At 39.0% G+C, this 23,735-nt stretch carries 25 protein-coding genes; 12 read left to right on the top strand and 13 right to left on the bottom strand.

Annotated elements, in window-relative coordinates; all coding sequences use genetic code 11:
* Positions 1–56: 56 nt before the first annotated feature.
* Together PESP_RS08385 and PESP_RS08390 are read right to left on the bottom strand one after the other, a co-directional pair.
* Entirely contained in the window at positions 57–1,085 is a 1,029-nt protein-coding gene (locus tag PESP_RS08385; RefSeq protein ID WP_089347626.1) for a methionine synthase, read from the bottom strand.
* A gap of 30 nt (positions 1,086–1,115) precedes the next feature.
* The gene (locus PESP_RS08390) at positions 1,116–2,090 is read right to left on the bottom strand and encodes a DUF1852 domain-containing protein (RefSeq protein ID WP_089347627.1); all 975 of its coding nucleotides are present in this window, start codon (positions 2,088–2,090) and stop codon (positions 1,116–1,118) included.
* A 442-nt stretch (positions 2,091–2,532) separates the two neighbouring features.
* On the opposite strand from PESP_RS08390, the gene PESP_RS08395 reads away from it, so the two are divergent.
* The 4 genes from PESP_RS08395 to PESP_RS08410 all read left to right on the top strand — a co-directional run bounded on the left by PESP_RS08395 (position 2,533) and on the right by PESP_RS08410 (position 5,247).
* Positions 2,533–3,546 carry a DUF5924 family protein gene (locus PESP_RS08395; RefSeq protein WP_089347628.1) on the top strand — a complete coding sequence of 338 codons (1,014 nt, stop codon included), beginning with the start codon at positions 2,533–2,535 and terminating at the stop codon, positions 3,544–3,546.
* Positions 3,547–3,617: 71 nt separating this feature from the next.
* Positions 3,618–3,854, top strand: a complete 237-nt coding sequence (locus tag PESP_RS08400) for a hypothetical protein (RefSeq protein ID WP_089347629.1) — start codon at positions 3,618–3,620, stop codon at positions 3,852–3,854.
* A gap of 14 nt (positions 3,855–3,868) precedes the next feature.
* The gene (locus tag PESP_RS08405; RefSeq protein WP_307725819.1) at positions 3,869–4,189 is read left to right on the top strand and encodes a hypothetical protein; all 321 of its coding nucleotides are present in this window, start codon (positions 3,869–3,871) and stop codon (positions 4,187–4,189) included.
* 152 nt (positions 4,190–4,341) lie between these two features.
* Positions 4,342–5,247, top strand: a complete 906-nt coding sequence (locus PESP_RS08410) for a cation diffusion facilitator family transporter (protein WP_089347630.1) — start codon at positions 4,342–4,344, stop codon at positions 5,245–5,247.
* Between the two features lie 22 nt (positions 5,248–5,269).
* On the opposite strand, the gene PESP_RS08415 is transcribed toward PESP_RS08410, so the two are convergent.
* Positions 5,270–6,469: an Nramp family divalent metal transporter gene (locus PESP_RS08415; protein WP_089347631.1), complete on the bottom strand. Its 1,200-nt coding sequence runs from the start codon at positions 6,467–6,469 to the stop codon at positions 5,270–5,272.
* Between the two features lie 421 nt (positions 6,470–6,890).
* On the opposite strand from PESP_RS08415, the gene PESP_RS08420 reads away from it, so the two are divergent.
* Positions 6,891–7,691 (top strand): hypothetical protein, encoded by an 801-nt coding sequence (locus tag PESP_RS08420; RefSeq protein ID WP_089347632.1) that lies wholly within the window; start codon positions 6,891–6,893, stop codon positions 7,689–7,691.
* Between the two features lie 52 nt (positions 7,692–7,743).
* Here PESP_RS08420 and PESP_RS08425 read toward each other — a convergent pair whose 3' ends face one another.
* Positions 7,744–8,043 carry a hypothetical protein gene (locus PESP_RS08425; protein WP_089347633.1) on the bottom strand — a complete coding sequence of 100 codons (300 nt, stop codon included), beginning with the start codon at positions 8,041–8,043 and terminating at the stop codon, positions 7,744–7,746.
* Between the two features lie 2 nt (positions 8,044–8,045).
* Positions 8,046–9,053 carry a YHYH protein gene (locus PESP_RS08430; protein WP_089347634.1) on the bottom strand — a complete coding sequence of 336 codons (1,008 nt, stop codon included), beginning with the start codon at positions 9,051–9,053 and terminating at the stop codon, positions 8,046–8,048.
* A gap of 166 nt (positions 9,054–9,219) precedes the next feature.
* Between PESP_RS08430 and PESP_RS08435 the strand changes: the two genes are divergently transcribed.
* On the top strand, positions 9,220–9,879 hold the full coding sequence (locus PESP_RS08435; RefSeq protein WP_089347635.1) for an NADPH-dependent FMN reductase: 660 nt from the start codon (positions 9,220–9,222) through the stop codon (positions 9,877–9,879).
* Between the two features lie 337 nt (positions 9,880–10,216).
* On the opposite strand, the gene PESP_RS08440 is transcribed toward PESP_RS08435, so the two are convergent.
* Positions 10,217–12,232: a TonB-dependent receptor gene (locus tag PESP_RS08440; protein WP_089347636.1), complete on the bottom strand. Its 2,016-nt coding sequence runs from the start codon at positions 12,230–12,232 to the stop codon at positions 10,217–10,219.
* A 222-nt stretch (positions 12,233–12,454) separates the two neighbouring features.
* Here PESP_RS08440 and PESP_RS08445 point away from each other — a divergent pair, with 222 nt between their 5' ends.
* Positions 12,455–14,272, top strand: a complete 1,818-nt coding sequence (locus tag PESP_RS08445; protein ID WP_089347637.1) for a protein kinase domain-containing protein — start codon at positions 12,455–12,457, stop codon at positions 14,270–14,272.
* A 62-nt stretch (positions 14,273–14,334) separates the two neighbouring features.
* Here the strand turns inward: PESP_RS08445 and PESP_RS08450 are convergent, their stop codons facing one another.
* Positions 14,335–14,859 (bottom strand): hypothetical protein, encoded by a 525-nt coding sequence (locus PESP_RS08450; RefSeq protein WP_089347638.1) that lies wholly within the window; start codon positions 14,857–14,859, stop codon positions 14,335–14,337.
* Between the two features lie 25 nt (positions 14,860–14,884).
* Complete coding sequence (locus PESP_RS08455; protein WP_089347639.1) at positions 14,885–15,886, bottom strand: YHYH protein; 1,002 nt, start codon at positions 15,884–15,886, stop codon at positions 14,885–14,887.
* A gap of 174 nt (positions 15,887–16,060) precedes the next feature.
* Between PESP_RS08455 and PESP_RS08460 the strand changes: the two genes are divergently transcribed.
* Positions 16,061–16,492, top strand: a complete 432-nt coding sequence (locus PESP_RS08460; protein WP_089347640.1) for a DUF3859 domain-containing protein — start codon at positions 16,061–16,063, stop codon at positions 16,490–16,492.
* 54 nt (positions 16,493–16,546) lie between these two features.
* On the opposite strand, the gene PESP_RS08465 is transcribed toward PESP_RS08460, so the two are convergent.
* From PESP_RS08465 to acuR, 3 genes are all read right to left on the bottom strand, one after another.
* Positions 16,547–16,963 carry a VF530 family protein gene (locus PESP_RS08465; protein ID WP_089347641.1) on the bottom strand — a complete coding sequence of 139 codons (417 nt, stop codon included), beginning with the start codon at positions 16,961–16,963 and terminating at the stop codon, positions 16,547–16,549.
* A 74-nt stretch (positions 16,964–17,037) separates the two neighbouring features.
* Positions 17,038–18,027, bottom strand: a complete 990-nt coding sequence (gene acuI, locus PESP_RS08470) for an acrylyl-CoA reductase (NADPH) (RefSeq protein WP_089347642.1) — start codon at positions 18,025–18,027, stop codon at positions 17,038–17,040.
* 50 nt (positions 18,028–18,077) lie between these two features.
* On the bottom strand, positions 18,078–18,710 hold the full coding sequence (gene acuR, locus PESP_RS08475; RefSeq protein WP_089347643.1) for an acrylate utilization transcriptional regulator AcuR: 633 nt from the start codon (positions 18,708–18,710) through the stop codon (positions 18,078–18,080).
* A gap of 441 nt (positions 18,711–19,151) precedes the next feature.
* On the opposite strand from acuR, the gene rmf reads away from it, so the two are divergent.
* On the top strand, positions 19,152–19,322 hold the full coding sequence (rmf, locus tag PESP_RS08480; protein WP_089347644.1) for a ribosome modulation factor: 171 nt from the start codon (positions 19,152–19,154) through the stop codon (positions 19,320–19,322).
* A 67-nt stretch (positions 19,323–19,389) separates the two neighbouring features.
* Here the strand turns inward: rmf and fabA are convergent, their stop codons facing one another.
* Entirely contained in the window at positions 19,390–19,905 is a 516-nt protein-coding gene (fabA, locus tag PESP_RS08485; RefSeq protein WP_089347645.1) for a bifunctional 3-hydroxydecanoyl-ACP dehydratase/trans-2-decenoyl-ACP isomerase, read from the bottom strand.
* 203 nt (positions 19,906–20,108) lie between these two features.
* On the opposite strand from fabA, the gene PESP_RS08490 reads away from it, so the two are divergent.
* The 3 genes from PESP_RS08490 to PESP_RS08500 are packed head-to-tail and all read left to right on the top strand — an operon-like array spanning position 20,109 to position 22,217.
* Positions 20,109–20,966 (top strand): 6-pyruvoyl trahydropterin synthase family protein, encoded by an 858-nt coding sequence (locus tag PESP_RS08490; protein WP_089347646.1) that lies wholly within the window; start codon positions 20,109–20,111, stop codon positions 20,964–20,966.
* Entirely contained in the window at positions 20,959–21,777 is an 819-nt protein-coding gene (locus PESP_RS08495) for a M23 family metallopeptidase (protein ID WP_089347647.1), read from the top strand. Before PESP_RS08490 ends, PESP_RS08495 begins: the two co-directional genes overlap by 8 nt.
* A gap of 5 nt (positions 21,778–21,782) precedes the next feature.
* Entirely contained in the window at positions 21,783–22,217 is a 435-nt protein-coding gene (locus tag PESP_RS08500; protein WP_089347648.1) for an acyl-CoA thioesterase, read from the top strand.
* Positions 22,218–22,411: 194 nt separating this feature from the next.
* On the opposite strand, the gene PESP_RS08505 is transcribed toward PESP_RS08500, so the two are convergent.
* Positions 22,412–23,734, bottom strand: a complete 1,323-nt coding sequence (locus PESP_RS08505) for a Na+/H+ antiporter family protein (protein WP_089347649.1) — start codon at positions 23,732–23,734, stop codon at positions 22,412–22,414.
* Between the last annotated feature and the right edge of the window lies 1 nt (position 23,735).

The raw sequence follows: 23,735 nt of genomic DNA on the forward strand, positions 1-23,735 counted from the left end.
TTTTTTAAATACGTGCGCAGGCTTAAGTTACATAGTTGCTTTTAAAGCAAGCTTTACTACTGTAGTAGCTCTTTTCTTACTATTTCAGCACCTTTACTTAGGGCATTGAGCTTACCATTTGCAACTTCATGAGAAAGCGGGGCCATGCCGCAGTTTGTACAAGGGTAGAGTTTATCAGCGTCTACAAACTGTAGGGCTTTGCGTAAAGTGGCGGCTACCTCTTCAGGTGTTTCTATTTCATTGCTAGCAACATCAATAGCACCCACCATTACTTTTTTACCTCGAATGAGTTCGAGTAAATCTATAGGTACGTGCGAGTTGTGGCACTCTAATGAGATAATATCAATATTTGATTGCTGTAATTTAGGGAATGCTTCTTCGTACTGGCGCCATTCACTGCCGAGTGTTTTTTTCCAATCGGTGTTGGCCTTAATGCCGTAGCCGTAACAAATATGTACTGCGGTTTCGCATTTGAGCCCTTCAATTGCACGCTCTAAACACGCGATGCCCCAATCGTTTACTTCATCAAAAAACACATTAAAAGCGGGCTCATCAAATTGGATTATATCTACGCCTGCGGCTTCTAGCTCTTTGGCCTCTTGGTTTAGTATTTTGGCAAATTCCCACGCTAGTTTTTCACGGCTTTTGTAATGGTCGTCATACAGAGTGTCTATCATAGTCATTGGGCCAGGTAACGCCCACTTAATAGGTTGGGTAGTTTGCGAGCGTAAAAACTTAGCGTCTTCAACAAACACTGGTTTTTGGCGGCTAACAGGGCCCACTACGCTTGGTACACTTGCATCGTAACGGTCACGTATTTTTACTGTTTTACGTTTTTCAAAATCAACACCGTTAAGGTGCTCTATAAATGTAGTTACAAAATGCTGACGTGTTTGCTCACCATCGCTTACTATATCAATGCCTGCTTGTTGCTGGTCGAATAATGATAAGCGTAGGGCATCGTGTTTGCCTTGGGTTAATTCATCTGCTTGTAACTTCCAAGGTGACCAAAGAGTTTCTGACTCTGCAAGCCATAATGGCTTTGGTAAACTGCCTGCTGTAGATGTAGGTAATAAAGTTTTCATAATAAGTGATACCGTATAATTTAATTAAATTTAGATGTTTACCGTTGTAAATTGCTCAAGCGCCGATTGGTATGGTTTTATAAAGTGCTCTTCGGCAAACTTACCTTGCTCTGCGGCTAATTTACTGCGCTCATCTCTATCGTAAATAATCTGTGTGAGTGAATGGTCTGCATTTTTTAAATTAGGTTTGTAAGCTTTGCCTGCCGTTGCATTTGCGTTGTAAATTTCTGGGCGATAAATTTTTTGAAACGTTTCCATGGTGCTAATTGTGCTTATTAGCTCAAGGTTGGTGTAGTCGTTTAGTAAATCCCCAAAGAAAAACAAGGCAAAAGGCGCAGCGCTATTTGCAGGCATAAAGTAACGAACCTGTAAGCCCATTTTTTTAAAGTATTGCTCTGTTAGCGAAGATTCGTTTGGTTGGTACTCAATACCTAAAATAGGGTGCTCGTTTGCTGTACGGTGGTAAGTTTTGTTATCAGACACGCTTAGGCATATTACCGGTGGCTTTTTAAAGTTTTGTTTATATGTAGTTGAGCTCACGAACGATTGAAACAACTTTCCATGCAGCTCACCAAAATTATCAGGAATACTAAACTGCGGTTTATTTTTATTATGTTGCTGAAGGAGCACGCTAAAGTCGTAGTCACGCACGTAAGACGAAAAGTTGTTACCAACAATGCCTTCTATGCATTTGTTTGTTTTGTTATCTACTATGTTGGTTTTAAGTATTTCTATTGATGGAAAGCTTTGGCTGTTTTCATCTAAGCCAATATCTACAGAAATAATTTCGAGTTCGATTGAATAACGTTCTGCTGTTGGGTTATCCCAATTAGCCAGTGTATTAAAGCGGTTATTGATCATGTTAAGTGCTTTGCGCAAATTAGATTGACGGTGCTCGCCACGGGCTAAGTTTGCAAAGTTAGTTGTAATACGAGTATTTGTTGATGGCGTATAGTGCTCATCAAGGCGCTGACTTTGAATATTAAAGGTTAAGTTTTTACTCATGATGTTGGTATCCAATTTTTATTTAAAGGCAAAGCCATTGTTTTTAAAAGTGGCTGCTGCTTAGCTATAAACTAGTGGTTAGCTAAGCGCTGTTCGATGAGTAATTTATACGTAAATTGTGCCTTAAATAAAAACGGTATAATTTCACATAAAACATGAGTTTGATTCATTTATAAAATATGGCTTAGCGTTCGCACCAACGATAGGCTGAAATCAGGTAAGTAAGTTAGCTGTAAGGGGTAGTATTTATAGCGGTTTAGATGTCTAGATGGGGTTGTTGCGGTAATTTCATGTTCGGTATGAGTAATATTCAGGGCTCTGTTTTATAAACTATGTAATGTGTAAAAAGACAGGTTATCTATCTGTTGTTCATCTACACTTAGTTACACTCGATTACTAACTTCTTAATAATAAAGTACATTGTGTACGCATAAGTAAATAGATGAACAAATTAAAAAACCTTATCACCCAATTTATAACTGCAATGCAAAAGCGCCCTGGATTATTAGCTGTGATGGCGTTTTGCTCTGGTGTAGCAAGCTATGTCATGGTTGACAGGAAGGAATCGTTTTCGCAGGTTATTGCTATTGTGTTATTGATAAGCTGGCTTTGGCTAATAATTGATAACTGGCTACGCGAAAAAGTAGAAGAGAGGTTTGGTGTAGCGGTATCGCCGAATGTAATGCGTTTTGCACTGCAAATGGTGCAACAAGAGAGCTTATTTTTTGCGTTACCCTTTTTTTTAGCGGTTACGCAGTGGGATCATCCACAATCTATTTTTACATCGCTTATTGTTTTGTGTGCCGTAGTGTCGGTTATCGACCCGCTTTATTATAAAAAACTAGCCACAAATCGCACATTATTTACTGTGTTTCATAACTTTGCTTTATTTGTAGTATTGCTTGTAACACTGCCCATTTTATTAAACCTGACAACTAGCCAAAGTTTGGTAATTGCACTAATTACGGGTGTTATTGTTACCTTGCCGAGTTTAAAAAATTTAATGCCTAATGCACGCTGGTGGCGTTTTCCTATTTTAGTTTTAATTTTATGTGCTTTTAGTGCCAGCGTTTGGCAGTTACGTAGCTTTGTGCCGCCAGCAGCGCTTAGATTAACCGACATTACGTTAGCGCACGAAGTCGACTTACAACATAAAAAGCCTGTAGGCAGTATTGAAACGCTTGATTTACACACCCTACACCGCGAGGGTTTATACAGCTGGACTGCGGTTAAAGCGCCACGGGGTTTAAACGAAAAAATATTTCATGTGTGGATACACAATAAAAAAGAAGTCGATAGAATCACCTTAAATATTAATGGCGGGCGCGAGCAAGGTTATAGGGCTTGGTCTCATAAGGTTAACTTTCCTAAAAACGCTTTAGGTAAGTGGCAAGTAAAAGTAGTAACTGAATCAGGCCAGTTAATAGGTTTGGCAAAATTTAATGTTACATATTAACTATGGTAATAGGTTTGTAATTAAATAAATATTTGATAGGCTATTTTTACAGTGTTTAATGGATGAACGTTATGAGTTTGGCATTTGATTTATTTATTTGGTTAATGATAGAGACAATTTTAGGTTTTTTAATTTACTCAACTGGCTGCACTATTTTAAAAATAGTTACCTTTGGTAAGTTTAAAAGCGAAATTACCGATTATGTATCGTTTAAGGCGAATAAAGCCAAAGATGTTTACTTAATTTGCTTACTCGGGTTTAGCTTTTATGTGCTGTTAATTGGCTTTATTGCTTACATGAGCCACTAATTTATACAAACCACATGAAACAAAATAGATTTTTGATTGCAGCGAGTGCTTTGAGCTTTATAGCCTCGCTTTTACATGTAGCGTGTATTTTTGGTGGGCCCGACTGGTATCGCTTTTTTGGTGCTGGTGAGAAAATGGCTCAACTGGCAGAGCAGGGAAGTACCTATCCAACTTATGTGACTTTAGCTATTGCAGTTATTATTGCTCTTTGGGGCTTATACGCGCTCTCTGGTGCAGGCGTTATCTTAAAATTGCCACTATTAAAAACTGCCTTGGTATTAATCACCGCTATTTATTTAGTGCGCGGTATTGCAGGTTTAATCATTCCTTTTTAACTACCAGCCAAATTGTTCACCATAACACTATGCAGTTTTGGATAATAAGTTCGCTTGTGTGTTGCCTATATGGGATATGTTATTTATTAGGCACGCGACAATTTTGGTATTCATCTAAATAATTATAAATATTCGATAATTTAAGGACACCTATGAGCCACGATCACTGTCATCATGTTAGCAATTATAATCGTGCTTTTGCGATAGGTGTGTTACTAAATATTGTATTTGTAGTAATAGAAGCTGGCTATGGTTTTTATGCCAACTCCTTAGCGTTATTAGCCGATGCCGGGCATAACCTAAGCGATGTTGTAAGTTTATTACTTGCTTGGGGTGCAAATGTTTTAGCTAGTAAAGCCGCCACGGATAAACGAACTTTTGGTTATAAAAAATCTACGGTGCTAGCGTCTTTAACGAGCTCTATATTATTAATGGCTGCACTGGTAAGTATAGCTTGGCATGCCATTGAGCGCTTTGAAAATCCACAACCTGTTACAGGTGTCACAATTATTGTGGTGTCGTTAATTGGTGTGGTAATAAATACGCTAACTGCTTTGCTGTTTGTTCAAGGGCAAAAGCATGATTTAAACATTCGGGGTGCGTTTTTACATATGGCTGCTGATGCAGCTGTATCTTTAGGTGTTGTTATTGCAGGCGTAATAATATTATTTAAAAATTGGCATTGGGTTGACCCAGTGGTTAGCCTGAGCATTGTGGTAATTGTATTTATTGGGACCTGGGGATTATTTAAAGAGTCACTTAATTATGCAACCGATGCAGTGCCTAAAAATATTAATGTACACTCAATTAAAGCGTATTTTTTAAACATTGATCATGTTGTAGATTTACATGGCTTGCATGTTTGGCCATTAAGTACCACTGAGTCTGCACTTATTGTTCATTTAGTGACTAATAAACAAACACTCAATAATGAATTTTTAATTGAAGTGCAACAGCATTTGCACGACCACTTTAAAATTGAACACGCCACCATACAAATAGAAACTAGCCACGGTAACCGCGGTTGTATGTTTAACCATGAGCATGCCCATGGTTAAACAGCAGTTCACTATTGCGTGATTAAAATAATAAACCGGTTAGTTTGTAACAACTTAGCGAAAAAATAAGCAGTAATACAGGTAAAATAATTAAGTTTAATAACGTTGAATTAGTGTATTTACCCATTACGGCTTTTTGATTTACTAACCAAACCAAGTAAGCCGTAATTATAGGAAGTAGTAAGCCGTTTGCAGCTTGTGCAAATATAATAACGGCTACGGGGTCTAACCCTAACGAGGCAACTAAAGCACCAAATACTAAAATAGTAATCGCAACCGATTTAAACCGTGTATTACTCATTTCGTTTTTCCAGCCCAACATACCACAAACCGCATATGCGCCCGCGAGTGGCGCTGTTATAGCACTCGTTAAGCCTGCAGCAAATAAACCAATGGCAAAAAAGTAATGCGCGGCTTCACCAAGTAGTGGCTCTAACTGCACAGCCATATTAGCAGCACTTATTTTACCGGCATCTGTGCCATAAAATGCCACTGACGCGGTAGATAAAATAGCAAGTGTGATCACACCGCCTAAAGTAATTGATAAACCCGTGTCGAGGTTTGTTTGCTTCATAATTGTGTCTTTATCACTTTTTGAATGGTCTTGCGCAGCTAATACGCCAGAGTGTAAAAATAAGTTATAAGGCACAATAGTTGTACCAATCAGCGCAAGTACGGTGGTTAAAGAGCCTGAGGGCATACTAGGTATAAACCCGGCTACAACTTTAGAAAGAGGGGGGGCGGCCATAATTAACGTAGATATAAATACTAAGCTCATTAGTATTACAAGCAGTATTAACGCGTTTTCTACCACTTTATGTTTACCGCTGTATAAAAGCAGTGCGCTACATATTGCAATTAGTGGGGTCCATATTTGTGCACCAATTTCTGGAAATATTCCTACTAGGCCCATACTGGCACCGCTTAAATTTCCGGCTTCGTAGGCGGCACTGCCTACACCAATAGCGCTTATTACTAAAAAGGTAGCAAGTGCTTTGAGGTATGGGGTTTTAATGTGGGCGCGTAATGCTTGCGCTAAATCTTGGCCTGTTGCTACACCTAATCGTGCGGCCATAGATTGTAATAAAATAGTGGCAATAACCGAAAAAAGTAATGTCCAAATTAGCGCAAATCCAAAATTTGCACCCGCTACACTTGCTGTAGTTATAGTGCCTGGGCCAATAAATGCGGCTGTTACGAGTAATCCTGGGCCAAATCGCATAAGTTACCTTAATATTTGCTTTTAAATTTTGCACGGTGTTTAAATTAACCCGTACATTTATTGCTGCCACTTTAAGTGCCTTGCAGCTAGAGCCGCCCCTTGGCTATTCATTTTAATTGAATGAGTAAAAAGCCGCGTAGGATACCAACTTATATATAGAATTAAAGAGCTAAGCGTTTACCTGCCTGTAATTTATACAATACGTGTTGTTATATTTATAAATCAATACGGTACATTATTAACTGCTCAAATTTATCCTACCTTATGGGCTGTAAAATGAGCAAGTAACTTAAGATTTTAATGGTTGTAAACGTTTTACAAATTAAATTCGTAAAACTCAATATAGTTATTGCTAAGCAAGCGTATATAGGAATATTATGCGCAACTTTTTTAAGTTTATGTACGGATTTTGACCATTTAAATGACAAGGTATTTAAATAAAGTAATGCTAATTGCTTTTGTGTTTATTGCTACGTTAAGCCTAAGTAAAAGCATAGCAAGCGAGCAACCTAAAGAGCTAGAAGTCGGCATCGGCGGAAATATTAAAACGGTTGATGGCAGTGAATACATAAATCATAAGCTTGATATACATATTCATCCATTATGGGAAAGCCGATACGTTTCACAAGGGCGCGACAACTTAAATACTGATGGCATAGCCTCTATAGCTGCAGAGTTTAATTATGAAAACTTAGCGTTTATTCCGTGGCACGCAACAGGGGTAAGCAGTGGTTACAATGAGCTTAATTTAAATGTTATTTACGCAGCTAATTTAACTGAGCGCTTAACGCTTTATAGTGGTTTCAACCACATTAAAACCAATGAAGAAGGCGTAAAAAGCAACAATAACGAGCTTAGCCTAGATTTTGAATATTATTTTACCAGTGATACACAAGCACTTGCGAGTATGTATCACGCTTTGCAAGCACATGGCACGTTTATAGAGTTGGCAATTAAAAAAGACTACCTAATAGCAGAGTCTTTAATGTTTGCACTTACAACAGGAGTTGGGTTTAACCACGGTTATATAAATGATGGTCACAATGGCGCTAATAATATAAAAATTACGGCTAATTTAACCTATCAATTACTCGATAAATTATCAGTACAAAGCTATGTAAGTTACAGTGCGGCAATTAATAAAAATGAAGCTGATTACGCTGGCGATGAAAGCTTACACTCATTCTTTTGGGCAGGTATTGGCTTAAATTACCAGTACTAATTAAGTTTTAGTAGGTGAGGCTATGCTCACCTACTTTATTTTTTAACCTACCTTATTGAGACTGTTTTTTATTGTCTGTTTCTTTATGAGTGTGCTGCACAGTACTGGAGCTTGTGGTTTGTTTAATTTGTTGTATGGGCTGGTTTCGCACGCACAATAAATTGTCAGCCATATACTGGCAACTACCAATGTAAAGGTCGTTATGGTCACCAATATATTCACACGCTTGAGACTTTTGTTTAGCCGTACATGCTTTTACCGCTACTTTATTTAACGAGCCTGCATGTGCTAACGCATAATTAGTTACCATTAAAAAGCTAATGGTAACTATTAACTGTTTAGTAAATTTCACTGTTAGTCCTTATTATTAGGGGGAGGTTTGTGCCCTTTTTGTCCGCCAGGAGGGCCTCCTGCAGGGCGAACCGATTCACCATGTAAGCAACCTATAAATAAATTTTCGCTAGGGCTTGCTGCATGATAGTGGTAACCACGAGTTGAGTCGGTATTACCTCTGCACTCATCAAGTGCCTCTTCATTACCGTTTGCATCTCGCATTGCATAAATCCCATATCCATCAATTGCGTAACCTATTAAAGGAGCATGGCCGTCTTCACTTGTTGATTTATTTGTACAGCCGGTTGATGAATGATAATGATAGCCCTGATGCAAGTTTATATGACCGCCACAATCGTCAAAAGCAGCTATGGTGTAACTACCTAAAATTTCGTTGACAGGGGCGGGGCCAGAAAGCTCTGTACCATCAAGTGCCAACCCTACGGTATGTAATCGACCTGTTTGTTTAGCTTCAATGGGTGTGGTGGGGATTAAATAAGTTAAAGAAAAATCATCATCAAGGTAGTCAAGCTCACACTCAATGCAGTTTTGTTTATATTGCTCTTCTACATCTGGGCGTGCTGCACCTGCACATGACTCTTTTGATGCGGTGTAGCGTACCTTATTAGTTTTAGCATCGTAGAGTACCCACTTTTCATCACCATAATATTCGTCGAGTTTTAATATAAAGTCGCCAGTTAAATCAACTAAGTCACCTTTACCTTGTTTATCAAACCATTTACCCGATACATCGGCGCCATCGCTTGTACTTCGAGGGCAAAATGGCCCTGGCACTCTTCCTGCTGGCGCACCTGTGGTAATAAATTTATAACAGGTGGTTTGAGTGCCTTGAGCTGTTTCGCAATTAACTATGGTGGGCTCTTCAATAAAAGCCCCTTGTGTAAACATAGATAAATCTATTACTGGCTTAACCGCTGTTTCATCGTGCGTTGATGGGTTACAGCCTAATAGGCTAAATGCAGCAAGGGTTACTACAGTGCCTATAAGGCGTTTATTTTTAAGGCTCATAATTAGTCCTTTTAGAGGGCTATAAGTTGCAATGTATATAAAGGTTTAAATACTGATATTAATAATATTAGGCTAAAAATGTGCAAACATTATGAAGAATATACCGTTTTTAATATGTTTCTGATTTAGGTTATAGTATTTACATATTTAAACGACAGGAGCCGTTATGAAATTTTTAGTTTTTTTAGGCACAGTTCGAGACAGTACCCCGCCAAAACCTGCTCGCTTGGGTGAGCGAGTGGCTAAATCGTGTTTGGCTTGCTTAAACAATCAATATGCAGAGCATGAGTTTGAATTAATTGATGCGCTGGACTTTCCCTCAGAGAATATTTTTAAACCGCATTTTGCTTATGCTAAAAGTAATGCGCCTGAGCATTTAACTTCCCTAGCAGATAAAATTAGTAAAGCCGATGGTTATATAATGGTAAGCCCAGAATACAACCACAGTATGAGCCCAGCACTGGCTGATTTACTTAATCATTTTGGTAGTTCTTTATTTTCGTACAAGCCAAGTGCTATCGTCACATATTCTGCAGGGCAGTGGGGCGGTTTAAGAGCAGCAATTAGTTTACGAACGTTTTTATCTGAGCTTGGTTGTTTACCTGTGTCGGCTATGGTGCATGTACCAAAAGCGCAAGAAGTATTAAACGCAGACGGCACAATGCAGCAAACAGAAGACGAAAAGGCATGGTTTAAATACTATTCACGTACTTTTAGCCAGCTTATGTGGTGGGCGCAAGCCGCAAACAATCACAGCAAAAACGTTGATCCGCATACTATGGTCAAAAGTTTTATCTCTGATCCTTCTCAGCGCAATGCACCTTGAGTGTGTAATTACCAATTCGCAATACTATTTAACCTGAGCTCTGGATAATAAATCTATCTCGAGCAGCTATTTTCAGCGCTAACTGCGTTGAATTTACTTGCAATAGGCCAGCTATTGACGCGTAAATTCGCCTTGTTTTCACTAAAAATCTCTGGCTAGAGAGAATCAATTTAAATATCCAACCAATTCAGGATGTTAGTAAATCTCTTAACCAGAGCTCAGGTTATTTAATCATTTTAGGGCTAAGCATAACATTAGCTGGGCATGTTTTAGCTGAAAAAGTGCGGGTTTACACATGCACTGTGTTTATATACAGTACATGTGTTTTGTAATGTATTTAAAACAATATACTAAAGCTTAAGCGCGCCGTACGCGGCTCTATTGGATGAAAGTGATTGTCTTCTACACCTTGTGCAGGCTCGCCAGGTAAGCGCGAAGCGTAGTAGTAATCTATATCGTGATCGGTACTATTAAATAAATTGAGTAGTTCAAAATCGACTTTCCAGTGAGTTTGTTTATAGCTAATAGCACTATTTACAACCGTTAATGGTTCAGAGCGAATATCACCCGAGTCAGAAAGCATCCGTTTACCAATATGGCGCACTCTAAATGATGATTGCCACATTTGTGTTATATGCCAATTTAAACCTGCACTTGCTACAACAGGTACTGCACCTTCTATATAGTTGTTGTTAGAGTTTATATCTAATCGTGAATGAGTAAACGAGGCTTCCATGTCTAAACTAAAGCGCTCGTTAATCCAATAATACGCGCTTAGTTCGAGGCCATAACGTTTTGATGCATCACTCGGCTCTGTATTACCTGCATCACCTACAAATAAAAGCTCTGAGTCGAGTGTTAGCCACCATAAAGCAGCGGATAAATTAAAGTTGTGATCATCAGCAAAACGCAGACCTACTTCAGCACCTTCACTTTTTACCAGTAAATCTACTTTTTCGGCATCTTGTTGACTAACAGGGTCAATATTAATGGTACTACCGCGTGCATCGTTTGAATGGAACGACTGCCCCCAGTTAGCATAAGCCGCTAATAAATCCGTAAATTTATAATTTAAACTGCCTTTAAAGCTAACTAAATCGTCGTTTGCTTTGCCCGAATTTACCCGTGTGATACTGCTTACATCGGTATCAAAATAGTCGTACCTTACGCCTGCTGTTGCCTCTAATTTAGGTGTAAAAAGTATTTTTGTTTGCCAATAACTCGAATAGCTTGTTTGTTTTATGGCATCTTGTCTTACCGTATTGAGTCGCTCTCGCGCTTTCGTGTTATAAAGTCCTACATTGTCTATATCGTCATGGCGAACCTCAAGCCCTGTACTATGCTGCATATTTAAACCAGCAGTTAAAGAGTCAAACTGATAACTTAGCTCACCACCATATATATTGCGGCTATCTTGTTGATTAAATTGATCGCCATTTATAGGATCATTTAAAAAGTAACTAAAGTTCGAAAACAGCGTTAAGTCGTAATTTATTGCATAAACACTGGCTTTTATATGCTCGCCTTGCCAAACGCTTGATAAGCTATAACGGCTCGAGCTACCCCCAAGAGTGGTATCAAGCGAGCCTAATGGTGAAATTATGTTTTGTGACACTTCGCGCTGAGGAATTTGATCGGCTGATTGCCATGTGTTGTCGTACGCCATTGCTGTAATAGATAAATTTCCATTTAAAGCTTTGCCAACATAACGAAGTAGGGCATTTTTTTTATTTACGTTTTCGTTAATATCATCCCATGGGCCATCGTAACCTTGCCACTCAGCTGCAGCTATTAACTTGGCATTAGATATATCAACCGCGCCAAGCACCACTGCACGTTTATAGTTGTCCTCTCCAATACTTAGCTCTATTTGTTTGTGTTTTAAGTTATTAGCCAAATTAAATTGTGCGCTACCTGCACTTGAAAAATCGCCCTGAGTGGCACTATATGAGCCTTTTTGGTAATTAATAGTCGATATGCTTTCAGGAATAATAAAATTAAGATCGGTATAACCTTGCCCATGGCCGTGGCTTCGCATATTAATGGGCATGCCATCTATGCTGGTGGCAAAGTCGGTACCATGATCTAAATTAAATCCTCTAATAAAGTATTGGTTTGCCTTGCCTGAACCACTATGCTGAGTTACCGCCATGCCCGGTATGAGCTCTAACATTTCGGCACTTCTGAGCATGGGGCGTTGCTCAATTTCGCCTTGACCTATTATGCCACTAGAGGCACTGATAGACTCGCCAATTAAGCCATCACGGTGGCCGTATACGGTTATGGTTTCTATGTTTGCATAGCTATAGGCACTGTACAACGTACTTAAAGTAATAATTGCTAATTTATTCATGACTAAAATCCCTATTTATTTTGCTAACTTAAAGAGCTGCTAAATTAAATACGGCTTAGTGTTATTATTGGATGCAACATTTGTTATGTATATGTAATGTTTTAAACCACGCTTTACACCTTGGTTTAAAAACAAACTGGCAAGCTATTGTAATATCAAAATATAAAACTAATAATCAGCGTGTTAAAAAATTCTACAAATTACTCAATTAGAGAGCCTGTATTGAAAGCCAAAGAAATTCGCAATTTTTATATTAACGAAGAGCAGTCGGTGTATTTGCTTTCGCACCGTGATGCAAAAAAACACCGCCAATGGCTTAATATTTGTATTAAGCAACTAACTATATTGGGCTATAAAAATGTAGAAATGATAGGCTCTGGCGCGTTTGGTTTTGTATTTGCAGGGGATGATGACAACGGCTTACCTTGGGTATTTAAGTTCTCGCGTATAACGCTTGCGCAAAGTGTGCGCGACCGCCTTGAAGACGAAGCGTATATGCTTTCGCAAATTAGTAACCCATTAGTGCCTACCTTTTATGCGTTTGAGCGGATTAAAAAGCAAGGCATTTTAATGATGGCTCGTGCAATTGGTGAAGACCTTGAAAAAGTATCGTTAAAAAAAGGGCGCTTTAGTGCATCACAAGTAATGGCGCTTGCCGTTAGGCTTCGTAACGTTTTAGTTGATTTACGAAGCCATAAAAACGGTATTAGCCCACAACCTATTGTACATGGTGATATTAAGCCTTCTAACCTTGTGTGGGATGAAAAAACCGATGCGCTATCGTTAGTAGATTGGGGGAGCTCGGTTTATGCGCAGGTTGATAGTAACGGTGAGCCGATAGCCAGTAATTTTATGGATTTAATGTCGGGCGATTTAAGTACCACCAATGCCCGCATGGGTGATGTGTATTTTATAGGTGATGCGCAAATGTCGGGGGAGCAATCATCTCCGCGTTTTGATGAGCAAGGCGTAGCGTCTACCTTGTATGCACTTGCATCGGCGCAATCTTGTCGTTTTGGTGCGCAAGCTATTCCTGCAAGTAGTTTAGGTTTACCTAAAGAGCTGGCTAAAGTAATTGATGGCATGCTTTCTAAAGACAAAACAATACGTGATGGTGCTGGCGATTACTTTATGCGTAACATTACGACTATGGCAAAAGCTTATTTGCCTGAACTTAAAAAGGCGACACCACGCCCTGCAATTCCTTATTGGTATGGCTCTGGCGATAAACCCGACACGGTAGTTTACAGCTCTCGTAAACAGTTTTTACGCCAGGCTGATCATAAACAGCAACTACTAGATGTAAACGATGCCCAATTAGATCGCTACTACAAAGAGTTTTTGTTTGATACGGGCGATACCGAAAAAGCTTTTTTAGCCTCAATTAGCCGCTTAGCTAAATACCCCGCTGTAGGGGGGCTTAGTTTTCATTGGAAGGATGACTCGTTATTTGTTGAGTCGTCGCTCATTATGCATGACGAAAGCCTAGGTAATGCATTTACTGATGGAATTAATAATACGGTAATGCTTGCTCAAGGTATTACTCAAAAGGGCTTATTTAAATGTTGTTTATTTGATGCACGTAAAACTATTCAGTTAGAGCGTGATGGCACAGGTGCATTTAAGTTTAATAACTTACCTGAGCTTGATTACGAAGTAGTTAGTATGAAAGCACATGAAATAGCGCGCCCACACTCTTATTTTGAAGATGGTAAAGACCCTGACGAACAACTGCAACTGCCTAAAAAAGTAATTAGATGTGTATTTGAGCTAAACCAAATTCATCATACTGGCTGTATTATTTTTGAGGCGCTGCCAGATAGAATGAAAATACACCATTATTACCGGCTGCTTGATGAAACCAAAGAAGCCGACTTTAAACGCTTACTAAATAAGTTAATGCAATATGCGGTAAATATAACCGATGTAGGTGTTGCCGGCTTTATGAAGTTACCGTACAAAAATACCCGCGAATTTGCGCTGTGTGCTCAGCAAAGCGAACATTATTTTCCTAAAAACCCTAAATCAGGCCAAGGTTAGCCTAAAAAAAGGTGCAGTTTTAAATATAAAACCGCACCTTGGCTACTTAATTGTTTGTGACGTTATTCAAATACTAAATTAAACGGTGAACGAGGGCTTAGCGCAAACTGATGGGTTAACTTTTGTTTTTTATCAGTAGCCGTAATTTGATAAAGAGTGTGCTGTTGGTTATGCCCAAAAAGTTTTACATTAAATTTAGTATTAGCTTGGCCATTAGGTAACGTGTAACGCCCCGTAATGGTAATTTGTTCAATAGCACTAGTTTCATCGTGTGCCAGTTCTGGGTTTAACAATAAGCCCTCTATCGTAAATTTATATTGTTGATCACTTAAATAAACGTGTTGCTTAACGGCGCGTGTTATTTGTTTTTTATGTGCGTTGAATTCAGTAATCGATACCTTAGCGTTTTGGTCGTCATCTATATTAGGAAAAGCCGACATAGGTAAAGAAAGCACAATAAACACATGGTTATCTACAAAGTTTAAAGTGCCGTGCTGCGCAACCATTAAATGTGCATGTGCAATGTTTGCAAATAAAAAGGTTACACAAAATAATGAGGTTACTAATACTTGGTTTAATAAGCGCATAATTAAATTTTACTCCAAGGTTTAACTACAGCTCGCCTTTAACGCAGCGTTGAAAAAACGGGTAAGTATCGGTGGCGTAATAATGGTATATGCCTTCAGGGAATTCGGGGGTTACACCAAAACGGCCGTTGCATTCATCTAAATCGCCAGAACCTGCAACGTACTCCCAATCTTGTGCAAAAGTACCTAATGGGTAAATATCAGTAGAAGGGCGGTTAGCACTAACAGCGCTTACATGTTGGTAGCTGCCAGTCATTGATTTAAGCGCAGAGCTTGCATCATCTGCTGTGCTATAACCGTAACGAGCATAAATAGGAAAACCATCGGCAGCCCATGCTATGAGTGTCATAGTTGAGCTATTACCTCCTTTAAGTTCAATAAATCCCTCTGGCATGCCATGATAATGATAGGTGCCATCGGGTTGTACGTGGGCATTATTATCGTCCGTACCAAAGCTAAACGTGTCTTGGCTTAGGGCTTCAATGTTCCAGTTTCCGCTATTGTCGCCTAAATCACAGTTTTCTCCTGAGTCGTCACAACTACCACCTGTACCGGCATCTATTTTTACCCCATTTAATACAATACCGAGTACGCCACGAGGCCCGCCCATCATCGTTGCATCTTCACTTTGCACAGGGGTTAAAGTAAAACTTTCGTTTACTGATTGTTCAGCAATAGTATTTGGGTTATCTGCATTCGGGAATGTGCCTACAGCATGGTCGGGAATTCCATTAGCAACTACATCGCGGGTAGTACCTGTGCAAGCCCAATCGGCAGAGCTGGTGGTTTGAACTGAGTCAGAGCTGTTGTATTCACTGTAACTGTATTCACATAACACACCTGAGGTAGAGCCACTTGTGCCTGTCGCACTTGTATCATCACTAGATGATAACTGGTCAACTGTATCTGTAGTGCTTTGAGCTGATAATGATTGCTCGTCGCTTCCACAGGCCATGAGGCCAAAAAGCGTAATGGCCATTAATGGTATGCTTAATCTGTTAACTGATGTCTGAGTAAGTGATTTCATTAAAAACGCCTGCTAGTACTTAATAAAGGCATTTTTAAACTTAAATGTGCAAGCAATGTGTAAAAATAAATCAACATTGAGTATGTTTGTTAATTACCGGGGCTTGAGCACAGACATAATTGTGCAAGTGCTATAAAATCAGTGTATTAAAGTTTTAAGGTTAAATGGGTATTAATGGCAAAGTCTAAAGCTGAAGTTTCGTTGCAAAGTTATGGTATTTACTCAACGTGGGATAGTAAAAGCAAAGACTTACCGCAAATAGAGCAATTTACAACAGATGTAACAGCAAAACTCGATGTTGAGTTTGGTTTAATTATTAATATAAAAAAAGCCAAAGGTGAAAAGCTTTATTTTTGTATTTATCATCCAGATATTCCCGATAGCAACGGCGACATAATGCCACCATTTGAGGGCGTAGAGTATGTTAAAGATAACGACTGGCACTTTTATTTGGGTGATACATTATGGGAGCCAATTGAAAATAAACTCGGAGATTGGCGAATGACCTTAACGCTTAATAATAAAGTGATTGCCGATAAAACATTTAATATAGCGCTTGAGCAGCAACGTTCAGAAAATGACTTTTGGCGAAAGCGAGGTTATTAAATGTACGGGCATAAAAAAAGCCAATTTAAATTGGCTTTTAAGTCTATAAAATGACTAGTTACCCCAAGGGTTACTCGCATTAGAGCGTTGTTTTCGAGCTCGTGCGCGCTGTTTAGTTGCCTTTTTTTCCATAATGCGTTTTGCATCACTAAAGCTAAGCTCACATGGTTCACCAGGCTTATGATCTGCAGGGATCACTCTGTCGCGTGGTGGCAGCTCGTACTGAACATCGTCGGGCTTAGGTAAGTTTTTAAGGCGATAAAGATAAAAGTTATCTACTTTTTCTTGTGCCCATTGTGTTTTACGTAAAAACTTTACCGCCGATTTAATATCAGGATTGTTTTTAAAACAGTTTAATTGCATATAAGCGTGTAGAAGCTCCCACCCATATTGCTCAACCAGTTCTTCAACCACTTGCTCTAATTTTACGCCTTGCAGTGGATTATTACTGTAAAGTTCTTGGTTGCTCATAGGTGTTGCCTCATTATTTAAAAATACACTTTCTATTATAAATTTAATAACGAGGCTTTAATAGATAAAATTGCTTAACTTTGGCAATTAACAACAACACGACCGCGAATTTTACCTTCCATAAGTTGCTGTGCGTTTTCAACAACTTGATCAAGCGTAATTTCTGTTGAAATTTTGTCTAAGTAATCAGCTTTAACTAAAGTGGCTAATTTATCCCAAGCTTCTACACGGTCAGCTTTTGGTCGCATTACACTGTCTATGCCTATTAAAGAAACACCGCGTAAAATAAAGGGGGCTACCGATGCCGGTAAGTCCATACCTTGGGCAAGCCCACAAGCTGTAACAACGCCGCCATATTTTAGCGATGCACAAATGTTGGCTAATGTATGACTACCAACCGAATCAATAGCTGCTGCAAAGCGCTCTTTTTGAAGTGGTTTACCTGGGTTTGAAAGCTCATCTCGGCTAATAATGTGTGACGCGCCAAGCTCTTTTAAGTAATCACTTTGTTCCATTCTTCCGGTTGCGGCTGTTACGCTGTAACCAAGTTGGTTAAGTAAATAAATTGCAAAGCTGCCAACACCACCGTTTGCACCTGTTACTAATATTTCACCATCGCTTGGAGTAATGCCTTGTTTTTCAAGAGCAATAACACTTAGCATAGCTGTGTAGCCCGCAGTACCAATTTGCATTGCCTGTTTCGGTGAAATAGCGTTTGGCAGAGGTATTAGCCAGTCACTACTTAAAGATGCCTTTTGCGCAAGGCCGCCCCAGTGTTTTTCACCAACACCAAAGCCATTCAAAATTACGTTATCGCCGGCTTTAAATTCGTCGCTGCTGGTGGTTGTAACCGTACCCACTAAATCAATACCTGGCACCATAGGAAAGCTACGTACAACAGGGCCTTTCCCTGTAATTGCTAATCCGTCTTTGTAATTAAGGGTGCTGTAAAGCACATCAAGCTGAACGTTTTGCTCAGGTAAGTCACTTTGTTGTATTTCGCTTAGCTCAGCGGTGTAGTTTTCGTCTTTGTTTATCACTATGGCTTTAATTGAGTTACTCATAACATATCCTTTTAGACCGATCGGTTTTTAATGGGTAAATAAAATGCGCATTACGTTAATAAAGCGCGTAAATACATTTCTGTGTATAGCGTTAAGGGTTTACTTGATTGAGTGAGTTTAGCTCGCATAACTGCGCCTTCCCAGCCTATCCAAAAATATTCGCTCATTAGTTGAGTGTTTACACTGTTGGCTATAGTGCCACTTTGTTTGGCGTCATTTAGGCAGTGTTCAACTTGAGTTTGCCATGCTTGATAGCTTTGTAATAATCGTACTTTAAACTCGTCACTTAAATGGTTTAGCTCTTGGTTTAAATTTCCGACTAAACAGCCACGTTTAAAATCGTATTTTTGCATGCCACTAATAGCGCTTTGCGTAAAATTAATTAAGCGCTCCAAGGGTGGGGTGCTTTCATCACTTAAATACTTAGAAAGTTTAGCAATAAAGTAATCATCGTAAGCATCAACTAATGCAATGCCGTATACCTCTTTGCTTTTAAAGTAATGATAAAACGAGCCTTTAGGCACACCCGCTTTTTTTAAAATGGTGTCTAAGCCGGTAGCACTAAAACCAAATTCAGTTAAGGTTTCAAGACCTACTCTAATAAGGTGTGCTTTAGTGTCGGCATTTTCACGTGGGGTTTTTGGAGGCCTGCCGCGCCTAACGGGTGCTTGCACTGTATTCATTGTAAATAACACCTTATTGCTCGTTTTTTAACTTACACCTATATTAGACCGATCGACTTTAAATAATCAAGAGTAATTTTCAACTGTTTAAAAATAAATCACTCAAATTATTTTGATTGAAAAAACTAATTGAAATAAAAATGTCACGATTACATTTTTGTTTGGAACTTAGCCAAAAATAGTCGGTCGGATAAATTGCACATAGGTGCAATTAAGCGGTTATAAAGCCGTATTGTAAATTAAAGAAGCAGTTAAATAACAAGTGGTACGACCACAATGTTTTTATAAATGTTAATTTATTTTTGCATCAGCAGCTTAGTTAATGTCAAACAAATTAATTGCTTTTGCTATTTGAATTTAACATTTTTATTAACTATTCATTAAATGTAGATTTCACTAATGCTACAAAATTTATAATTAAAAAAGGTGAGGATATTACCGATGAAGAGACAAAAAAGAGATCGTTTAGAAAGAGCTCATTCTCAAGGTTTTAAAGCAGGTATGGCAGGTCGCTCAAAAGAGCTTTGCCCTTATCAACAAATCGATCCTAAGTCACAGTGGCTAGGTGGTTGGCGTGAAGCGATAGAAAATCGAAACATGTACAAAACCTAATTCATCACACAGAATTAAAGCAAAAAGGCCTCCAACTGGAGGCCTTTTTGTATAGCAATTTAATAAATTAAAATGCGCTAGTGTCTTGAAATAAGCCCACTTTTAAATCTTTTGCTTCGTAAATTACACGGCCATCTACTTCAACAGTACCATCAGCCATGCCCATAAATAATTTACGTTTAATAACGCGTTTCATTTCAAGGCGGTAAGTTACTTTTTTAGCCGTTGGTAAAATTTGACCTGTAAATTTAACTTCACCTACACCTAGTGCGCGACCTAAACCTGGGCCACCAGACCACCCTAAGAAAAAGCCAACCAGCTGCCACATAGCATCAAGCCCTAAACAACCAGGCATTACAGGGTCGCCTTTAAAGTGGCAATCAAAAAACCAAAGGCTTGGGTCAATATCAAGCTCAGCTACAATTTGGCCTTTACCGTGCTCACCGCCATCAGCAGTGATTGAAGTAATACGGTCCATCATTAACATGTTGTCACTTGGTAAACGGCAGTTACCTTCACCAAACATTTCACCTTGACCACATAGGATCAAATCTTCTTTTGTATAGCTATTTTTAGGTTCCATAACACTTATCTTCGCTTAGAAATTGCCAAGTACTTTAGCGTACACTTGTACGCTAAACAACTCGGAGCAGTTAAAAAATCAAATTTTTGCATGATTTATAGCCAATCAGCCGTAGCGATTGGTATTTGCTCTATAAAACCGCGCAATTACAATCAGAAATCATTATAATTACCCCTGACTTATAACCAGTTTAAAGGAAGTTTATGATCCTTTTTGTTAACTCACTAACAGTGATTGATTTTTCTTACTTATGTAACAAACGCGGCGCCGTTGGCGAGAGCTGGATTGTTGACTTAACGTTGCACGGCAAGCTAAATGAAGAGTCTATGGTGTTAGACTTTGGCTTAGTTAAAAAGCAAATTAAAGGCATAATTGATGAATGTTTAGACCATAAGCTTGCGATAGCCAAAGGTTTAAATGGCACCGTTGAAGAATTTGCTGAACATAAAACCTTAGATTGTACGTTTGGTGATAGCCATCATTTAGCTATGAGTGCACCACACCAAGCATATTGCATGATAGATGCCCCAGAAATTACCGTAGAATCAGTTACCGAGTTTTTAATTGCAACTATTTTACCTCAGTTACCAGATAACATAGAAAAAATTGAACTGTCTCTTAAACCTGAGCACAGTCAAAGCTTTTATTATCATTACAGCCATGGCCTTAAAAAGCACGATGGAAACTGCCAACGAATTATTCATGGCCATCGCTCACAAATTGGTATTAGCTTAGATGGCATGTCGATGCCACGTTTGCAAAAGCAATGGGCTGAAAAATGGCAAGATATTTACCTAGCCACAAGTGAAGATCAAATAAGCGCCAGTGATTTAAAACACATTAACGCAAAAAGCGATGATGTATGTTTTGCCTATACTGCTGCGCAAGGTTATTTTGAAATGGCCATTAGTGAATCGCGTTGTGATATTTTACCTGTAGACACTACCGTTGAGTGCATTGCACAACACTTAGCTGAGCAAGTTAAAATAGAATACCCAGATAAAGACGTAAAAATTACAGCTTATGAAGGCGTAGGAAAAGGATCGATCAGTTATGCTTAAAACTCTTTTAGCAACAGCGCTTATAACCTCTACTAGCTTTAGTGCATTAGCGCTTGAGCTAAAAGGGCACTTAACCCAAGGTGGGTTAGTAATCGGTAAACTTGAAAATGTTACTTCCGTTTCGTTAGACGGTAAAACGTTAAAATTATCTGCATCAGGTGATTTTGTTTTTGGTTTTGGGCGCGATGCCACAGCTAATCACACGCTTAGCTGGGTAGATGAAAAGGGTAAAACTCACAATCAGGATTTAATAATTACGAAACGTGATTACAAAATTGATAAAATTACCGGTGTGGCAAAAAAGTATGTATCACCACCTAAAGAAGTTAGCGCACGTATTAGCCGCGAAGCGGTCGCTGTACGTAAAGCCCGTGAAGTTAACTCTGATTTACAGTTTTACCTAGACCCTGTATTAAAGCCGGCGCAAGGGCGAATTTCGGGTGTATATGGAAGCCAACGTTATTTTAATGGTGAACCAAGACGCCCTCACTTTGGTTTAGATATAGCCAATAAAACTGGCTCACCAGTTTATGCGCCTATAAGTGGTACGGTTGTATTTGCTGAACCTGATTTATATTACTCAGGTGGTACTTTAATAATTGATCACGGCCATGGCGTGACGTCTACTTATATTCATTTGAGTAAGTTAGATGTAAAAGTGGGCGATAAAATTACCCAAGGTAACAAAGTTGCTGAAATTGGTGCTACAGGGCGTGTTACAGGTCCACACCTAGATTGGCGTTTTAACTGGGAAGGCGAGCGCCTAGACCCAGCTTTACTCATGCAAGATACGCTTGCTAATAAAAAGTAGATACTATGACAGACGTAAACCGCGATGCAATTATTGCACAGCGTATTGAAGACTCAACCACATCGGTTACTAAAACTGTTTTTCCTGGGCGTACTAATCATCACAACACTTTATTTGGTGGAGATGCTTTGGCTTGGATGGACGAAGTTGCTTTTATTGCGGCAACACGCTTTTGCAGAAAGCCACTGGTAACTATTTCATCTGATAGAGTTGATTTTAAAGAGGCTATACCTGCAGGCACTTTTGCAGAACTTATTGCTAAGGTAGTGCATGTAGGTAATACCTCGTTAAAAGTAGACGTAGATATATGCTTAGAAACAATGCATAAAGATGACAAGCACTCAGCTATTTCGGGTAGTTTTACTTTTGTAGCGGTTGATGATGACCACAGGCCAACACCTGTTGTATGTGATAAAATGATTTACGGCTTTGATAAGTGATTTTATTGCTCATACCGCATAGACTCTAGCTAAATAAGGCACCAATGAGGTGCCTTATTTAATAATGCATAAAGAACACATCATACTAATTTGTTGTAAATAACGTAACTAAGCTTTCGAGTTAGTAAAAACAATAAATCAAGCAGAGGAGCGCGCATTAAAAAGGCATGTTATACATGCCTTTTTAATATAAATTACAGTACCATGGCTGCTATCCAGCCAAATATTAATAACGGAATATTAAAGTGTATAAAGGTAGGTATAACTGAGTCTCGAATATGGTCGTGTTGGCCATCTGCATTTAAGCCTGACGTTGGACCAAGCGTTGAGTCAGAAGCAGGGGAGCCTGCATCACCTAGCGCTCCGGCTGTACCAACTAAAGCGGCTGTAGCCATTACTGAAAAACCTAAGTCTAAACATAACGGAACAAATAGGGTGGCAATAATTGGTACTGTCGAAAATGAGCTACCAATTCCCATTGTTATTAGTAAACCAACAAGCAATATTGACGCTGCAGCTAATGGCTTATTGCCATCGAACAATGCGGCGCCACTGTGCACTAAACTTGCTACATCACCTGTGGCTTTCATAACAGAGGCAAACCCTTGAGCTGAAATCATAATAAAGCCTATCATAGCCATCATGGCTACACCTTTACTAAATACATCGCCATTTTCTTCCCATTTAACAACACCAAATACACTAAATATCATTACACCTACTAGGCCACCTAAAATCATTGAGCCACTTAAGTTTTGTGCCACAAGCGAAGAAAGTACGGCAAACAAACCAACAACCATCACTTTTTTAGGTTTTTCAATGTCGCTTGTTTTACTTTGCGTAGTTAATGGCTGCGCAGTGTAATCGCGACGTTTTCTATAACTAAAAAATACCGCAATAATTAAACCTACTAACATACCGCAAGCCGGTATAATCATAGCCATTGGCACTTGTGTGTTTATAATTTCAAGGCCGTTATCAACTAAGTTTTTATGCAAAATAGAATACAAATAAATACCACCAAAGCCATACGGTAACACCATGTATGAAGTCGCTAAGCCAAACGTTAAAATACAAGCAATTGCGCGGCGGTCTAAGCGCAACTGATTAAAAACAACAAGTAAAGGCGGAATTAATATAGGTATAAAGGCGATATGAACTGGCACTAAGTTTTGAGATGAAATAGCGCAGCCTAATATAATTAGCAATATAAAATAGCTTAAAAAGGTTTCGTTGCCACTCCCTTGAGCGTTTACTTTATTTAATAGTTTTTCAGCTAAGATCCGCGTTAAACCAGATTTAGATATAGCCACTGCAAATGCACCTAGCATAGCGTAACTAAGTGCAATTTCAGCACCGGCAGATAGGCCAGAGTTAAATGCATCAACACTTTCTTTAATTCCTAAACCAGCAGTTAAACCAGCAACAAGTGCACTAATAATCATGGCAACAATGACATTTACGCGAGCCAAAGACAGCCCCAGCATTAAAATAACGCCTATAACAACCGCATTCATA

This window comes from Pseudoalteromonas espejiana DSM 9414 (assembly GCF_002221525.1).
GTDB classification, from domain to species: Bacteria; Pseudomonadota; Gammaproteobacteria; order Enterobacterales; family Alteromonadaceae; genus Pseudoalteromonas; species Pseudoalteromonas espejiana.

Bases quoted from the DNA above. Each gene is read 5' to 3' on its own strand.
- PESP_RS08430 (WP_089347634.1), bottom strand. From the start codon at position 9,053: ATGAGCCTTAAAAATAAACGCCTTATAGGCACTGTAGTAACCCTTGCT.
- PESP_RS08490 (WP_089347646.1), top strand. From the start codon at position 20,109: ATGATCCTTTTTGTTAACTCACTAACAGTGATTGATTTTTCTTACTTA.
- PESP_RS08505 (WP_089347649.1), bottom strand. From the start codon at position 23,734: ATGAATGCGGTTGTTATAGGCGTTATTTTAATGCTGGGGCTGTCTTTG.
- PESP_RS08410 (WP_089347630.1), top strand. From the start codon at position 4,342: ATGAGCCACGATCACTGTCATCATGTTAGCAATTATAATCGTGCTTTT.
- acuI (WP_089347642.1), bottom strand. From the start codon at position 18,027: ATGAGTAACTCAATTAAAGCCATAGTGATAAACAAAGACGAAAACTAC.
- PESP_RS08460 (WP_089347640.1), top strand. From the start codon at position 16,061: ATGGCAAAGTCTAAAGCTGAAGTTTCGTTGCAAAGTTATGGTATTTAC.
- PESP_RS08400 (WP_089347629.1), top strand. From the start codon at position 3,618: ATGAGTTTGGCATTTGATTTATTTATTTGGTTAATGATAGAGACAATT.
- PESP_RS08435 (WP_089347635.1), top strand. From the start codon at position 9,220: ATGAAATTTTTAGTTTTTTTAGGCACAGTTCGAGACAGTACCCCGCCA.
- PESP_RS08385 (WP_089347626.1), bottom strand. From the start codon at position 1,085: ATGAAAACTTTATTACCTACATCTACAGCAGGCAGTTTACCAAAGCCA.
- PESP_RS08405 (WP_307725819.1), top strand. From the start codon at position 3,869: ATGAAACAAAATAGATTTTTGATTGCAGCGAGTGCTTTGAGCTTTATA.
- PESP_RS08440 (WP_089347636.1), bottom strand. From the start codon at position 12,232: ATGAATAAATTAGCAATTATTACTTTAAGTACGTTGTACAGTGCCTAT.
- PESP_RS08390 (WP_089347627.1), bottom strand. From the start codon at position 2,090: ATGAGTAAAAACTTAACCTTTAATATTCAAAGTCAGCGCCTTGATGAG.
- PESP_RS08415 (WP_089347631.1), bottom strand. From the start codon at position 6,469: ATGCGATTTGGCCCAGGATTACTCGTAACAGCCGCATTTATTGGCCCA.
- PESP_RS08465 (WP_089347641.1), bottom strand. From the start codon at position 16,963: ATGAGCAACCAAGAACTTTACAGTAATAATCCACTGCAAGGCGTAAAA.
- acuR (WP_089347643.1), bottom strand. From the start codon at position 18,710: ATGAATACAGTGCAAGCACCCGTTAGGCGCGGCAGGCCTCCAAAAACC.
- fabA (WP_089347645.1), bottom strand. From the start codon at position 19,905: ATGGAACCTAAAAATAGCTATACAAAAGAAGATTTGATCCTATGTGGT.
- PESP_RS08455 (WP_089347639.1), bottom strand. From the start codon at position 15,886: ATGAAATCACTTACTCAGACATCAGTTAACAGATTAAGCATACCATTA.
- PESP_RS08495 (WP_089347647.1), top strand. From the start codon at position 20,959: ATGCTTAAAACTCTTTTAGCAACAGCGCTTATAACCTCTACTAGCTTT.
- PESP_RS08420 (WP_089347632.1), top strand. From the start codon at position 6,891: ATGACAAGGTATTTAAATAAAGTAATGCTAATTGCTTTTGTGTTTATT.
- PESP_RS08500 (WP_089347648.1), top strand. From the start codon at position 21,783: ATGACAGACGTAAACCGCGATGCAATTATTGCACAGCGTATTGAAGAC.
- PESP_RS08450 (WP_089347638.1), bottom strand. From the start codon at position 14,859: ATGCGCTTATTAAACCAAGTATTAGTAACCTCATTATTTTGTGTAACC.
- rmf (WP_089347644.1), top strand. From the start codon at position 19,152: ATGAAGAGACAAAAAAGAGATCGTTTAGAAAGAGCTCATTCTCAAGGT.
- PESP_RS08395 (WP_089347628.1), top strand. From the start codon at position 2,533: ATGAACAAATTAAAAAACCTTATCACCCAATTTATAACTGCAATGCAA.